At 61.9% G+C, this 14,381-nt stretch carries 8 protein-coding genes and 1 pseudogene; 8 read left to right on the top strand and 1 reads right to left on the bottom strand.

Annotated features, from left to right (window positions below):
- Positions 1–13: 13 nt before the first annotated feature.
- Positions 14–2,473: a penicillin-binding protein 1A gene (locus B9N88_RS13505; RefSeq protein WP_371263358.1), complete on the bottom strand. Its 2,460-nt coding sequence runs from the start codon at positions 2,471–2,473 to the stop codon at positions 14–16.
- A 221-nt stretch (positions 2,474–2,694) separates the two neighbouring features.
- Here B9N88_RS13505 and pilM point away from each other — a divergent pair, with 221 nt between their 5' ends.
- From pilM to gltB, 8 genes and pseudogenes are all read left to right on the top strand, one after another.
- The gene (pilM, locus tag B9N88_RS13500; protein ID WP_027605008.1) at positions 2,695–3,351 is read left to right on the top strand and encodes a type IV pilus biogenesis protein PilM; all 657 of its coding nucleotides are present in this window, start codon (positions 2,695–2,697) and stop codon (positions 3,349–3,351) included.
- Complete coding sequence (locus tag B9N88_RS13495) at positions 3,348–3,899, top strand: PilN domain-containing protein (protein ID WP_027605007.1); 552 nt, start codon at positions 3,348–3,350, stop codon at positions 3,897–3,899. Before pilM ends, B9N88_RS13495 begins: the two co-directional genes overlap by 4 nt.
- A complete protein-coding gene (locus B9N88_RS13490; protein WP_027605006.1) occupies positions 3,896–4,867 on the top strand; it encodes a pilus assembly protein PilP in 972 nt (323 codons plus the stop codon). The genes B9N88_RS13495 and B9N88_RS13490 overlap by 4 nt, the downstream gene beginning before the upstream one ends.
- Before the next feature lie 129 nt (positions 4,868–4,996).
- Positions 4,997–6,262: pseudogene (locus B9N88_RS13485) on the top strand (type IV pilus secretin PilQ); the annotation flags it as partial.
- 4 nt (positions 6,263–6,266) lie between these two features.
- Positions 6,267–6,785 (top strand): shikimate kinase AroK, encoded by a 519-nt coding sequence (gene aroK / locus B9N88_RS13480; protein WP_003171222.1) that lies wholly within the window; start codon positions 6,267–6,269, stop codon positions 6,783–6,785.
- A gap of 125 nt (positions 6,786–6,910) precedes the next feature.
- The gene (aroB, locus tag B9N88_RS13475; RefSeq protein ID WP_027605004.1) at positions 6,911–8,011 is read left to right on the top strand and encodes a 3-dehydroquinate synthase; all 1,101 of its coding nucleotides are present in this window, start codon (positions 6,911–6,913) and stop codon (positions 8,009–8,011) included.
- A gap of 10 nt (positions 8,012–8,021) precedes the next feature.
- Positions 8,022–9,566, top strand: a complete 1,545-nt coding sequence (locus B9N88_RS13470) for an SPOR domain-containing protein (RefSeq protein ID WP_027605003.1) — start codon at positions 8,022–8,024, stop codon at positions 9,564–9,566.
- 351 nt (positions 9,567–9,917) lie between these two features.
- The gene (gene gltB / locus B9N88_RS13460) at positions 9,918–14,363 is read left to right on the top strand and encodes a glutamate synthase large subunit (protein WP_027605001.1); all 4,446 of its coding nucleotides are present in this window, start codon (positions 9,918–9,920) and stop codon (positions 14,361–14,363) included.
- The last annotated feature ends 18 nt before the right edge of the window (positions 14,364–14,381 follow it).

The following is a 14,381-nucleotide window of genomic DNA, read 5'->3' as shown; positions in this document are numbered from 1 at the left end:
AACACAGGCTCTGTCAGAACAGATCGATCGGCGCCGCTTCATCCGCCGGCAGCGGGCTGCCCGGTACGACGCCGTTGCCCAGTTCATTGACCGACGGCGGCGTATCTTCGCTCTTGAACAGTTCGAAGTACGCATTCGGCGTGCTCGGGGAGGCCGCACGGCCACTGACCGGGTCGATCCGCAGGCTGAGGATGCCTTCCGGCTCCGGTTGGGTGTGCAGCGGCTTATCCTTCAAGGCCGCGCCCATGTAGCTCATCCAGATCGGTAGCGCTACGGTACCGCCGAACTCGCGGCGGCCAAGGCTTTCCGGCTGGTCATAGCCGGTCCACACAGTGGTCACGTAGTCGGCGTTGTAGCCGGAGAACCAGGCATCCTTGGATTCGTTGGTGGTACCGGTCTTGCCCGCGATGTCCGCGCGCCCCAAGGCCAGGGCACGACGGCCGGTGCCTTTCTTGATTACGTCTTCCAGGATGCTGTTGAGGATATAGGTGGTACGGCCATCCACAATGCGCTCGGCCACGGCGGGTGCCTGCGGTTCGGTTGCAGCGGGGTTGGTGGCTGGCGCGGTTCCTGGGGTCGGCTCGATGGTGATACCGCCATTGCCTGGCGCCGCCAGGCCATCCGTTGCAGCGATGCCGTTGACCACATCACCCGGCACGCGTGGCGGGTTGGCGGTGAACAGGGTGTCGCCGTTGCGGCTTTCGATCTTGTCGATCAGGTACGGCGCGATCTTGTAGCCGCCGTTGGCAAAGGTGCTCCAACCGGTGGCGATTTCCATCGGCGTGAGGGTCGCGGTACCCAAGGCCAGGGACAGGTTCGGCGGCAGGTCCGACTTGTTGAAGCCAAAGCGCGTGATGTAGTCGATGGTCTTGCCGACACCCATCGCCTGCAGCAGGCGGATCGACACCAGGTTGCGTGACTTGTACAGCGCCTCACGGATACGGATAGGGCCAAGGAAAGTGTTGGTGTCGTTCTTCGGGCGCCAGACTTTGTCCAGGTACTCGTCGACGAACACGATGGGTGCATCGTTGACCAGGCTGGCGGCGGTATAGCCGTTATCCAGGGCGGCGCTGTAGATGAAAGGCTTGAAGCTCGAGCCCGGCTGGCGCTTGGCCTGGGTGGCCCGGTTGTAGTTGCTCTGCTCGAATGCGAAGCCACCCACCAGGGCGCGGATTGCACCGTTCTGCGGGTCCAGCGATACCAGGGCGCCCTGGGCCAGCGGCACCTGGCTGAATTTCAGGCTGTCGTCCTTCTGGCGTTGCACGCGGATCAGGTCGCCCACTTGCGCGACATCCGACGGTTGCTTCGGCATCGGGCCCATGCTGTTGGTGTTCAGGAACGGGCGCGCCCATTTCATGCTGTCCCAGGCCACGTGGGCTTCGCCGGTGCGGGTCAGTACCTGCACGCCATCTTTCTTCACCTGGGTGACGATGGCCGGCTCCAGGCCGCTGATCGCACGCTGTTTGCCCAGCTCGGCCGTCCAGGCGCTCAGGGTCTTGCCTGGCAGGCGCGACTCAGGGCCTCGGTAGCCGTGGCGCTGGTCGTAGGTGATCAGGCCGGAATGCACGGAGTCATTGGCGATCTCCTGCAAATCGCTCGGAACCGTCGTGGTCACGCGGAAGCCTTCGGTGTAGGCCTCGCTGCCGTAACGGCCGACCATCTCGGCGCGCGCCATTTCAGCGATATACGGGGCATTCACTTCCGGCGTCGGCACGTGGTAGCTGGCGTTCAATGGCTCGGCCACCGCACTCTCATAGGCGGCCTGGTCGATCTTGCCCAGCTTGTACATGCGCCCCAGGATCCAGTCGCGGCGCTCCTTGCTGCGCGCCGGGTTGGCCAGGGGGTTGAAGCGCGAAGGGGCCTTGGGCAGGCCGGCAATCATCGCCATCTGCGCCAGGCTGGCGTCACGAATAGACTTGCCGTAGTAGACCTGGGAGGCCGCCTCGATCCCGTAGGCACGGTTGCCCAGGTAGATCTTGTTGACGTACAGCTCGAGGATTTCGTCCTTGGTCAGCTGACGTTCGATCTGCAATGCCAGCAGGATTTCAGTGGCTTTGCGCGAAAAACTGCGCTCGCTGGTGAGGAAGAAGTTCTTCGCCACCTGCATGGTGATGGTGCTGCCGCCGGATTGAATGTGTCCGCTTTTTACCAGTTGTGTGGCCGCACGCACCAGGCTGCTGGGGTCGACGCCATAGTGGTTGGCAAAATTATCGTCTTCGGCCGATAGCAATGCGCTGATGAAATTAGGTGGAATGTCGGCAAAACGGATCGGTGTGCGGCGCATTTCGCCGAACTCCGCGATCAGCTTTTCATCGCTGCTGTAGACCCGCAAAGGAATCTGCAACTGGATACTTCTGAGGGCCTCTACGGAGGGTAAACCCGGACTAAGGTAGAGGTAGGCCCCGCTGAGTACGAGCAGCAGCCCGCAGACGATCGCGACAATGGAGTACCCGAAAAACTTCAGCAGACGGATCAAGGCTTTTGGATTTCCAGAGAAAAGAATGGGTTACGCGTCGGGGCATGCATGGCAAACGATGGATCGACCCGAGCTGCAGATAAAAAGCGGGGAAAAACGCTGGGCATTAAAGCATTTTTCGCCTTGGGGCGTCATTCGCGCCGGCTCAACAAGTCGACCGAATGCAGGGCTTCCGGCGGCAATCAGGCGTTAAGACAGGCAAAGCTTTGGGGAGTTTTATGGGAAAGGGATTTTTCAGGCGCAAAGTCGACACCGTCCTTGGCGTCGACATCAATGAGGCAGGGATCAGGCTGGTAGAGCTGAACTGTTCAGCCAACCGTTACACCGTGCAGGGCTACGCCACACAGGCGCTGCCGGCCCAGGCGGTGGTCGACGGCGTCTGGCTGGACCTGGAAGGCATAGGCCATGCGCTGTACACGGCGCTGTCCCGGCTGCGCACGTCGGCCAGGCAGGCAGCGGTCGCCGTTTCCGGTCCTTCGGTCATTACACGGGTCATTGAAATGCAGGCGGGGCTTGGCGACGACGAAATGGCCCGGAGGATCCAGGTGGAGGCAGAGCAATACATTCCCTACCCGCTGGACGAGGTGGCGCTGGACTTTCAGGTCCAGGGGCCGTCGACGCAGGATCCCGCGCGGGTCGAGGTGTTGCTGGCCGCGTGTCTGAAGGAGCACGTCGAGGTCCGTGAAGCCGTGTTGGCCCTGGCGGGGCTGGTGCCCAGGGTGGTGGATGTCGAAGGGTTTGCATTGGCGCGCGCTTGCCGTCAGGATTTCGCCAGCTTCACGCCGGGTCATCGAGTCGATGGTGCCCAGTGGATCGTGGATGCCCCTGGGATGGGAGTCGCTTGCGGGTTGGCCCTGAGGAGTTTCGCTGGATGACACGAATCAATCTTTTGCCTTGGCGCCAGGCGCTGGCGGAGCGCAGGCGTAAATATTTCCTGATACTGCTGGTGGCGTTTGCCTGTGTCGCGCTCGCGACGGTGTGGCTGGCGGACCAGGTGATCGACCAGGCGATCGACCGGCAGGTGACGCGAAACGATCATGTGCGCAAGGACGTCGGCGTCCTGGACTCGCGTATCCAGACCATTGACGACCTCCAGGTGCAAAGCCAGCAACTGGCGGAGCGCATGAAAGTCGTGCAGGACCTGCACGATAATCGCTCCGCCGGTGCACAGCTGCTGGATCAGTTGGCCCGTGCGGTGCCCGACGGTGTGCATTTGCATGAGGTCGTGGCGAAGGGCGATACGGTGAGTATCAGCGGCAGTGCTGAATCCAGCCAGGATATTGCCCAACTGATGCGTCGCCTGGAGGCATCCGAAGGCGCCCACGCCACTCGCCTGCAGCATGTACGAACCGAAGGCGCTCGCGGCAACAATGAATTCCAGTTGATGGTGCGCCAGGGAGAATCTTCCGAGGCCCAGCCATGAGCCGGTCCTGGCTCGAATTTTCCGCGCTGACTCACAATGCTGCCAAATGGCCCTTACCTGGCAGGATCTTGCTGGGCTGTGCGCTGGCCGGCGTGGTGCTGTTGGTGGGCGACCTTGTGTACCTCAGCCCGTCGCGGGAGCGCTTGCGCGAGGTCGAGGTGCAGGAAGTGGGCTTGCAGCAGCAACTTGCGGAAAAAGCCGTCCTGGCTGCGGACCTTGAAGAGCGGGCTCGCCAGGTCCAGCTTATGCAGGAAAAGGTCAGCGGGCTTTTGCAGCAAATGCCCGAAGAGTCCGAAATGCCCGGCTTTCTTGAGGACATCGCCAGGATGGCGCTGGCCAACGGTTTGGTGATTGAGAGCGTCACTCCGCTGGATAAGCTGTCTAGGTCGTTCTATCACGAACAGCCCGTTCGCATCGGCGTCACCGGTACCTATCACGACCTGGCGACCTTTGTGAGTGCCCTGGGCGGCCTTTCGCGAATCGCCACGGCGCACGACATTGCCATAAGGCGGGATGGCAAGCTGCTGCGCCTTGATCTGCTGACCAAGACGTACTGGCATGAGCGACGAGGCATCAAGCGGGACGCGGCTGTCATGCAAGGGCAACCGTTTGTATACGGTGCTTCTGGTATTCGCGATCCGTTCCAGCCCATTGCCCTGCAAGTCGACCGCGCGCCAGGGCGGACGGCCGCTGCGCCGGACCTCGCTCGCCCGCGGGAAGCCTTGGAAGGCCACCCAATGGATCAGTTCGAGATGGTCGGCACGTTGTCCCGTGGGGCGCAGACCTTCGCCTTGCTGCGCCAGGCCTCGACCGTGCATCGCCTGGCAGTCGGCGACTATCTGGGGCCGGACCATGGTCGAGTTACAGCGATTCATGACGGCCATATCGAACTGGTCGAGTTGTTTCCCGATGAACAGGGGGGATGGCTGGAGCGTCCGCGAACCCTCGTGCTAAACGTCAACTCATAACGGAATCAAACAATGAAAAGGACTTTCTCGTCCTTCGGTGTGGCGCTATGGATAGCGTTCACGGCACCGATGGCTGCTGCTGTGCCCAATCGTGTGGACCTGATCCAGCTACCGCCTCCCGGCAGCGCGGATTCGGGCGTCTATAGCGGTGAAAAGTTGAACCTCAACTTCCAGGACATCGGACTACGTGCTGCCTTGCAGCAAATTGCCGACGTGGCGGGCCTCAATCTGGTGGTCGGCGATGACGTACAGGGCTCTATCACCCTGCGGCTCAAAGGCGTGCCCTGGGATCAGGCGCTGGACCTGGTGCTGCAAACCAAAGGCTTGGATAAACGGATAAAGGCTGGTGTCCTGCTGGTGGCGCCGGCCGAGGAGTTGGCTGCACGGGAACTGCTGGCGCTGGAGTCGCGCAAGCAGATGGCCGACCTGGCGCCGCTGCGCCGTGAGCTACTGCAAGTCAACCATGCCAAGGCGGCAGACCTGGCCAAGCTGTTTCAGTCGGTGAGCGGCTTTGAAGGCACGACCGATGAGCGTGGTTCAGTCGCAGTGGATGACCGCACCAATAACATCATTGCCTTCCAGACCGGCGAGCGCCTGGAAGAGTTGCGGCGGATCGTGGCGCAACTGGATGTGCCGGTGCGCCAGGTGATGATCGAAGCGCGGATTGTCGAGGCCAATGTCGACTACGACAAAAGCCTGGGCGCGCGCTGGGGTGGGCGGCTCACTCGCGGGAATTGGGCTGCCGGGGGGATCCAGAAGCCTTTGCCGGACGGTGCCCAGGCGCCGGAAAACGTGCCCGGCTCGCCATTTGTCGACCTGGGTTCACTCACGGGTACATCGGGACTGGGCATCGCCTTTATCACCGATAACCTCCTGCTGGACCTGGAACTGACCGCCATGGAGAAAACCGGCAATGGCGAAATCGTCTCGCAGCCCAAGGTGGTCACTTCCGACAAGGAAACCGCGCGCATTCTGAAGGGCACCGAAATTCCCTATCAGGAATCCACCTCCCAGGGTGCTACCTCGGTGTCGTTCAAGGAGGCGTCCCTGTCGTTGGAGGTCACGCCGCAGATCACCCCCGATGACCATGTGATCATGGTGGTCAAGGTCACCAAGGACGAGCCCGACTATCTCAACAAACTCAATGACGTACCGCCGATCAAGAAAAACGAGGTGAATGCCAAGGTGCTGGTCAAGGATGGCGAGACCATCGTCATCGGCGGGGTTTTCTCCAATACCCAAAGCAAAGTGGTAGATAAAGTGCCATTTTTGGGCGATGTGCCGTATCTTGGCCGCCTTTTCCGGCGCGATGTGCTGGCGGAGAAAAAATCCGAGCTGCTGGTATTCCTGACTCCGCGTATTATGAATAACCAGGCGATTGCTGTGAGTCGTTGATTCTGTGCGAAATTTGATTCTTGTAGGACCGATGGGGGCTGGAAAAAGCACCATCGGCCGATTGCTGGCCAAAGAGCTGCGCCTGCCATTCAAAGATTCCGACAAGGAAATTGAATTGCGCACGGGTGCCAATATCCCATGGATCTTCGATAAGGAAGGCGAGCTGGGCTTTCGCGACCGCGAGCAGGCGATGATTGCCGAGCTGTGCGGCTGCGATGGCGTGGTATTGGCCACCGGCGGCGGCGCGGTGATGCGCGATGAAAATCGGCGGGCGCTGCATGCCGGTGGTCGGGTGGTCTATCTGCATGCGTCGGTCGAGCAGCAGGTGGGGCGTACCGCTCGTGATCGCAATCGTCCTTTGCTGCGCACGGCGAACCCGGAAAAAACCTTGCGCGACCTGCTCGCGCTGCGCGATCCGCTGTATCGGGAAATCGCCGATCTGGTGGTGGAAACCGATGAGCGGCCGCCTCGGATGGTGGTTCTCGACATTCTCGAGCGCCTGCAACGGCTGCCACCCCGTTAAAGCCAGGCCCGAAATGCGCTATTCTCGGCGGCGCGCTATCACCCTGCGGGGTGTGGCGTAGAGCCATCAGGCAACGTCTGATCTCGACGTTACCGGTCGTCAATACATCTTCAACGCGGGGACACATGCAGACACTTAAGGTCGATCTAGGCGAGCGCAGCTACCCGATCCATATTGGCGAAGGTCTGCTGGACCAGCCCGAATTGCTGGCCCCGCACATTGCCGGGCGGCAAGTGGCAATCATCTCCAACGAGACGGTCGCGCCGCTGTATCTTGAGCGTCTGAGCCGCAGCCTGGCGGCGTACTCAGTGATCTCCGTGATTCTGCCCGATGGCGAAGCCCACAAGAACTGGGAAACCCTGCAACTGATCTTTGACGGCCTGCTGACCGCGCGCCATGACCGCCGAACCACCGTGATTGCCCTGGGCGGCGGTGTGATCGGCGACATGGCCGGCTTTGCAGCGGCCTGCTACCAGCGCGGCGTGGACTTTATCCAGGTGCCGACCACCCTGTTGTCCCAGGTCGATTCGTCGGTGGGCGGCAAGACCGGCATCAATCACCCCCTGGGCAAAAACATGGTCGGCGCGTTCTACCAGCCCCAGGCCGTGCTGATCGACACCGCGACCCTCAACACCTTGCCACCGCGGGAACTGTCGGCGGGCCTGGCGGAAGTCATCAAGTACGGGTTGATCTGCGACGAACCCTTCCTGGCCTGGCTGGAAGAACATGTGGACGCCCTGCGCGCACTCGACCAGGTGGCGCTCACCGAGGCGATTTCCCGCTCCTGCGCCGCCAAGGCGTTGGTGGTGAACGCCGACGAACGGGAGTCCGGTGTACGGGCCACCTTGAACCTGGGCCACACCTTCGGCCATGCGATCGAAACCCACATGGGCTATGGTGTGTGGTTGCATGGAGAGGCCGTAGCGGCTGGCACAGTGATGGCATTGGAGATGTCGCAACGTCTGGGCTGGATCAGCGCCCAGGAGCGTGATCGCGGTATTCGCCTGTTCCAGCGTGCCGGTTTGCCGGTTATCCCGCCGGAAGAGATGACCGAGGCGGACTTCCTCGAACATATGGCAATAGACAAGAAAGTGATCGACGGTCGCCTGCGACTGGTGCTGTTGCGCCATATGGGCGAAGCGGTGGTGACCGACGATTATCCGAAAGAGATTTTACAGGCCACGCTGGGAGCGGATTACCGCGCCCTGGCTCAGCTGAAAGGTTAATAAGATCCCGATGACTAGTTTGCATGCCGACGAGGCGTTCCTCGGCCATTACCAGTTAAGCCACGACCCTTTTGCTCCACGGGTGCCTGGTTTCAAATTTTTCCCGGCCCAGCGCAAGCCGGTGCTGGGGCAACTGCACCATCTCGCGCGCTACAGCCAACTGCTGCTGGTCGTCACGGGCCCGTTGGGCAGCGGCAAGACCTTGCTGCGCCAGGCCCTGGTGGCCAGCACCAACAAACAGTCCGTACAGAGCGTGGTGGTGTCGGCCCGTGGTGCCGGTGATGCGGCGGGCGTGCTGCGTCAGGTAGCCCAGGCGCTGGACGTCGCCACTGCCGAGCCGAATGCGATCCTCAAGCAGGTGGTGCAACTGGGTCTGACCGGCCAGGAAGTCTACCTGCTGGTGGATGACGCCGAGCAGCTCGACGAATCCGCCCTGGAAGCGCTGCTGGCGCTGGCGGCGGGCACGCCGGAAGGTCGCCCCCATGTGTTCCTGTTCGGTGAATCGTCGTTGATCGCCGATCTGGAGCAGATCAGCGGTGATCAGGAGCTGTTCCACGTTATCGAACTGCAGCCGTACGAAGAGGACGAAACCCGGGAATACCTGGCTCAACGCCTCGAAGGCGCAGGGCAGGGCATCGAACTTTTCTCCGCTGCGCAGATCTCTGATATTCACGAAAGCTCCGACGGCTGGCCTGGCACCATCAACCAGGTCGCCCGCGATGCCATGATCGAAGCCATGATTGCCAGCCGCTCTGCGGTCAAGCGTCCAAAGATGGGGTTCACTATGCCTAAGAAGCACGTATTGGCAATTTCCGCCGTTGTCGTGGTTGCGGTTGCCGCCGCCTGGTTGATTCCGGGTCGCAGCAAGGCACCGACCACCGCCGGTGCGCCAACCGAACAGGCGCAGTTGCCACTGGGCAAGCCCACGCCGAATGTCGAGTTCGCCAATTCCGGTCAGCCGACCAACCTGCCGATGGTGGGCCAGCCGGTGATGCGTGGCCCGCTCGCCGAAGAAGCCGGTGGTATCTCCGAAGGCGACGACGGTGTGCCGGTGGAAGGCTCCAGCGCCACACCGCCGACCGTGACCACTACTGCGCCACCTGCGGGCGTTCCCGCGGGTACGCCAGCGACCCCTGTGGCGCCAGCCGCCAAGCCGACCCCGGCACCGACCGTGGCCACTGCCAAGCCTGCGGCGCCAGTGGCGAAGCCGGCTCCGGCGCCAGCCGCCAAACCGGCGGAAAAACCGGCAGCCACCGTCGCCAAGGCCGGCAGCAGCTGGTACAGCAGCCAGCCCACCGGCAACTTCGTCGTGCAGATCCTCGGCACCAGCTCCGAAGCGAACGCCCAGGCGTTCGTGAAAGAGCAGGGCGGCGAATACCGTTATTTCAAGAAAGTGCTCAACGGCAAGCCTCTCTACGTGATCACCTACGGCAGCTTCCCAAGCCGTGCCGCAGCTGATTCCGCCATCAAAGCCTTGCCAGCGAAGGTTCAGGCTGGTAAACCTTGGCCTCGCACTGTCGCCAGCGTTCAACAAGAACTGGCAGCAACTCGCTGAAGATCCGGCGGCCTTACCCAGGCCGCCCTCCCGGCACCTCAAAAAAGATCGCAAGGCGTGCAGCCCCTCCAGGCCGCGCGCTTTGTGGTGTCTGCGTTACAGTAGCTTTTGAGTCGTAGCGGTCAGAATTAAAAAAGTTTTGACTAGCACAGCATATCGCTTTAAACCTTTCATAAATGCGACATAGATTTGCGACATTTCGTCGCTAAATTTGTGAGCGTTCGTGTCGGTGTGTACAATGACCTCCCTTTTGCCCCCGCTAAGCCGGCGTACGTTCGGCGTGGAAGGTAACCGGTTGAATTGAAAAGAAATTTGCCTCGATATAAGAGGCAGCCTGGTGAGAAAGTGTCTATGAAAGCAGGTCTGTACCAACCCGATGAATTCAAGGATAACTGCGGTTTCGGCCTGATAGCCCATATGCAGGGCGAGCCCAGTCATACCCTTTTGCAAACGGCCATCGAGGCCCTGACCTGCATGACCCACCGCGGTGGGATCAACGCCGACGGCAAGACCGGTGACGGTTGCGGCTTGCTGATTCAAAAGCCCGACCAGTTCCTGCGCGCGGTCGCCAAAGAGCATTTCGCGGTCGACCTGCCCAAGCAGTACGCCGTGGGCATGGTGTTTTTCAACCAGGACCCGGCCAAAGCCGAAGCCGCTCGCGAGAACATGAACCGCGAGATCGTCGCTGCCGGCCTGCAGCTGGTGGGCTGGCGCAAAGTGCCGATCGACACCAGCGTGCTCGGCCGCCTGGCCCTGGAGCGCCTGCCGCAGATCGAACAAGTGTTCATCGCAGGCGACGGCCTGAGCGACCAGGATATGGCGATCAAGCTGTTCACCTCCCGTCGTCGCTCGTCCGTGGCCAACGCCGCCGATGCCGACCACTACATCTGCAGTTTTTCCCACAAGACCATCATTTATAAAGGCCTGATGATGCCGGCGGACTTGACCGCCTTCTATCCAGACCTGAGCGATGAGCGCCTGCAAACCGCCATTTGCGTGTTCCACCAGCGCTTCTCCACCAACACCCTGCCGAAATGGCCGCTGGCCCAGCCATTCCGCTTCCTCGCCCACAACGGCGAGATCAACACCATCACCGGCAACCGCAACTGGGCCGTGGCCCGTCGCACCAAGTTCGCCAACGATTTGATGGACCTGGAAGAACTCGGCCCGCTGGTCAACCGTGTGGGTTCCGACTCCTCCAGCATGGACAACATGCTCGAACTGATGGTCACCGGCGGCATCGACCTGTTCCGTGGCGTGCGCATGATCATTCCGCCTGCGTGGCAGAACGTCGAGACCATGGACCCGGACCTGCGTGCATTCTACGAGTACAACTCGATGCACATGGAACCGTGGGACGGCCCGGCCGGCGTGGTCATGACCGACGGTCGCTACGCGGTGTGCCTGCTCGACCGTAACGGTCTGCGCCCGGCCCGCTGGGTCACGACCACTAACGGTTTCATCACCCTGGCCTCGGAAATCGGCGTGTGGGACTACAAGCCGGAAGACGTGATCGCCAAAGGCCGTGTAGGCCCTGGGCAGATCCTCGCCGTGGACACCGAAACTGGCCAGATCCTCGACACCGATGCCATCGACAATCGCTTGAAGTCCCGTCACCCGTACAAGCAATGGCTGCGCAAGAACGCCCTGCGCATCCAGGCGACCATGGAAGACAACGACCACGGTTCGGCGTTCTACGACATCGACCAGCTCAAGCAGTACATGAAGATGTACCAGGTCACGTTCGAAGAGCGCGACCAGGTGCTGCGCCCGCTCGGCGAGCAAGGCTACGAGGCGGTCGGCTCCATGGGCGATGACACGCCGATGGCCGTGCTGTCCCAGCGCGTGCGCACGCCGTACGACTATTTCCGCCAGCAGTTCGCCCAGGTGACCAACCCACCGATCGACCCGCTGCGCGAAGCCATCGTGATGTCCCTGGAAGTCTGCCTCGGTGCCGAGCGCAACATCTTCCAGGAGTCGCCTGAGCACGCCTCCCGCGTGATCCTCAGCTCGCCGGTCGTTTCCCCGGCCAAGTGGCGTTCGCTGATGACCCTGGAGCGCCCGGGTTTCGACCGCCAGATCATCGACCTGAACTACGACGAGAGCCTCGGCCTTGAAGCCGCTGTGCGCAACGTCGCCGACCAGGCCGAAGAAGCCGTGCGCGCCGGGCGTACCCAGATCGTGCTGACCGACCGTCATATCGCTCCAGGCAAGTTGCCGATCCACGCTTCGCTGGCCACCGGCGCGGTGCACCACCGCCTGACCGAAAAAGGCCTGCGCTGCGACTCCAACATCCTCGTGGAAACCGCCACCGCCCGCGACCCGCACCACTTTGCGGTGTTGATCGGCTTCGGCGCCTCGGCGGTGTACCCGTTCCTCGCTTATGAAGTGCTGGGTGACCTGATCCGTACCGGTGAAGTACTGGGCGACCTCTACGAGGTGTTCAAGAACTACCGCAAGGGCATCACCAAGGGCCTGCTGAAGATCCTGTCGAAGATGGGTATCTCCACCGTCACCTCCTACCGTGGCGCGCAGCTGTTCGAAGCCATCGGCCTGTCGGAAGAAGTTTGCGAGCTGAGCTTCCGTGGCGTGCCGAGCCGCATCAAGGGTGCGCGGTTCGTCGACATCGAAGCCGAACAGAAAGCCCTGGCCGCCGAAGCCTGGAGCGCGCGCAAGCCGATCCAGCAAGGTGGCCTGCTCAAGTTCGTGCACGGTGGCGAATACCACGCCTACAACCCGGACGTGGTGAGCACCCTGCAAGCCGCCGTGCAGCAGGGCGACTACGCCAAGTTCAAGGAATACACCGCGCTGGTGGATAACCGCCCGGTGTCGATGATCCGCGACCTGTTCAAGGTGAAGACCCTGGATACGCCGCTGGCCATCAGCGAAATCGAACCGCTGGAATCGATCCTCAAGCGCTTCGACTCTGCCGGTATTTCCCTCGGTGCCTTGTCCCCTGAGGCCCACGAAGCCCTGGCCGAAGCCATGAACCGCCTGGGCGCGCGTTCCAACTCCGGTGAAGGCGGTGAAGACCCGGCGCGCTACGGCACGATCAAGAGCTCGAAAATCAAGCAGGTTGCCACTGGCCGTTTCGGTGTGACCCCGGAATACCTGGTCAATGCCGAAGTGCTGCAGATCAAGGTGGCCCAGGGCGCCAAGCCCGGTGAGGGCGGCCAGCTGCCGGGCGGCAAGGTCAATGGCCTGATCGCCAAGCTGCGTTATGCGGTACCGGGCGTGACCCTGATCTCGCCCCCGCCGCACCACGACATCTACTCGATTGAAGATTTGTCGCAGCTGATTTTCGACCTGAAACAAGTCAACCCGCAGGCCCTGGTCTCGGTGAAACTGGTCGCAGAAGCGGGCGTCGGTACCATCGCCGCCGGCGTGGCCAAGGCCTATGCCGACCTGATCACCATCTCCGGCTACGACGGCGGCACCGGCGCATCGCCGCTGACCTCGATCAAGTACGCCGGCGCACCGTGGGAACTGGGCCTGGCGGAAACCCACCAGACCCTGCGCGGCAACGATCTGCGCGGCAAAGTGCGGGTGCAGACCGACGGTGGCCTGAAAACCGGCCTCGACGTGATCAAGGCCGCCATCCTCGGCGCCGAGAGCTTCGGCTTCGGCACCGCGCCGATGATCGCCCTGGGCTGCAAATACCTGCGCATCTGCCACCTGAACAACTGCGCCACCGGCGTCGCCACTCAGAACGAAAAGCTGCGCAAGGATCACTACATCGGCACCGTCGACATGGTGGTGAATTTCTTCACCTACGTCGCCGAAGAAACCCGTGAGTGGCTGGCCAAGCTGGGCGTGCGTTCCCTGGAAGAGCTGATCGGTCGCACCGACCTGCTGGACATCCTCGAAGGCCAGACCGCCAAGCAACAGCACCTGGACCTGACGCCGTTGTTGGGCAGCGATCACATCCCGGCAGACAAGCCACAATTCTGCCAGGTGGACCGCAACCCGCCGTTCGACAAGGGCCTGCTGGCCGAGAAAATGGTCGAGATGGCCGGTTCCTCGATCAACGACGCCATTGGTGGCGAATTCGCCCTGGATATCTGCAACTGCGACCGTTCCATCGGCGCACGCATCTCCGGCGAAATCGCACGCAAGCACGGCAACCAGGGCATGGCCAAGGCGCCGATCACCTTCCGCTTCAAAGGCACTGCGGGCCAGAGCTTCGGCGTCTGGAACGCCGGCGGCCTGCACATGTACCTGGAAGGCGACGCCAACGACTACGTAGGCAAGGGCATGACCGGCGGCAAGCTGGTCATCGTTCCGCCCAAAGGCAGCGTCTACAAGACCCAGGACAGTGCCATCATCGGCAACACCTGCCTGTACGGCGCCACCGGTGGCAAGCTGTTCGCCGCCGGTACGGCCGGTGAGCGTTTCGCCGTGCGTAACTCCGGTGCCCACACCGTGGTGGAAGGCACGGGCGATCACTGCTGCGAGTACATGACCGGTGGCTTTGTCGCGGTACTGGGCAAGACCGGTTACAACTTCGGTTCGGGCATGACCGGCGGTTTCGCCTACGTGCTCGACCAGGACAACACCTTCGTCGACAAGGTCAACCACGAGTTGGTCGAGATCCAGCGGATCAGCGGCGAAGCCATGGAATCCTACCGGAACCACTTGCAGCACGTGCTGGACGAGTACGTCGAGGAGACCGGCAGCGAATGGGGGCGTAACCTCGCTGAAAACCTCGATGATTACCTGCGTCGTTTCTGGCTGGTCAAGCCCAAGGCTGCCAACCTGAAATCGTTGCTTTCCAGCATCCGTGCCAACCCGCAGTGATATGCGCCTGAAGAGTTT

Origin of the sequence: Pseudomonas sp. LAMO17WK12:I1, from assembly GCF_900177315.1 — a bacterium.
GTDB lineage: Bacteria > Pseudomonadota > Gammaproteobacteria > Pseudomonadales > Pseudomonadaceae > Aquipseudomonas > Aquipseudomonas marginalis.
The sequence above is the reverse complement of the archived record's forward strand: the minus strand, read 5'-3'. Positions and strand labels throughout refer to the sequence as shown.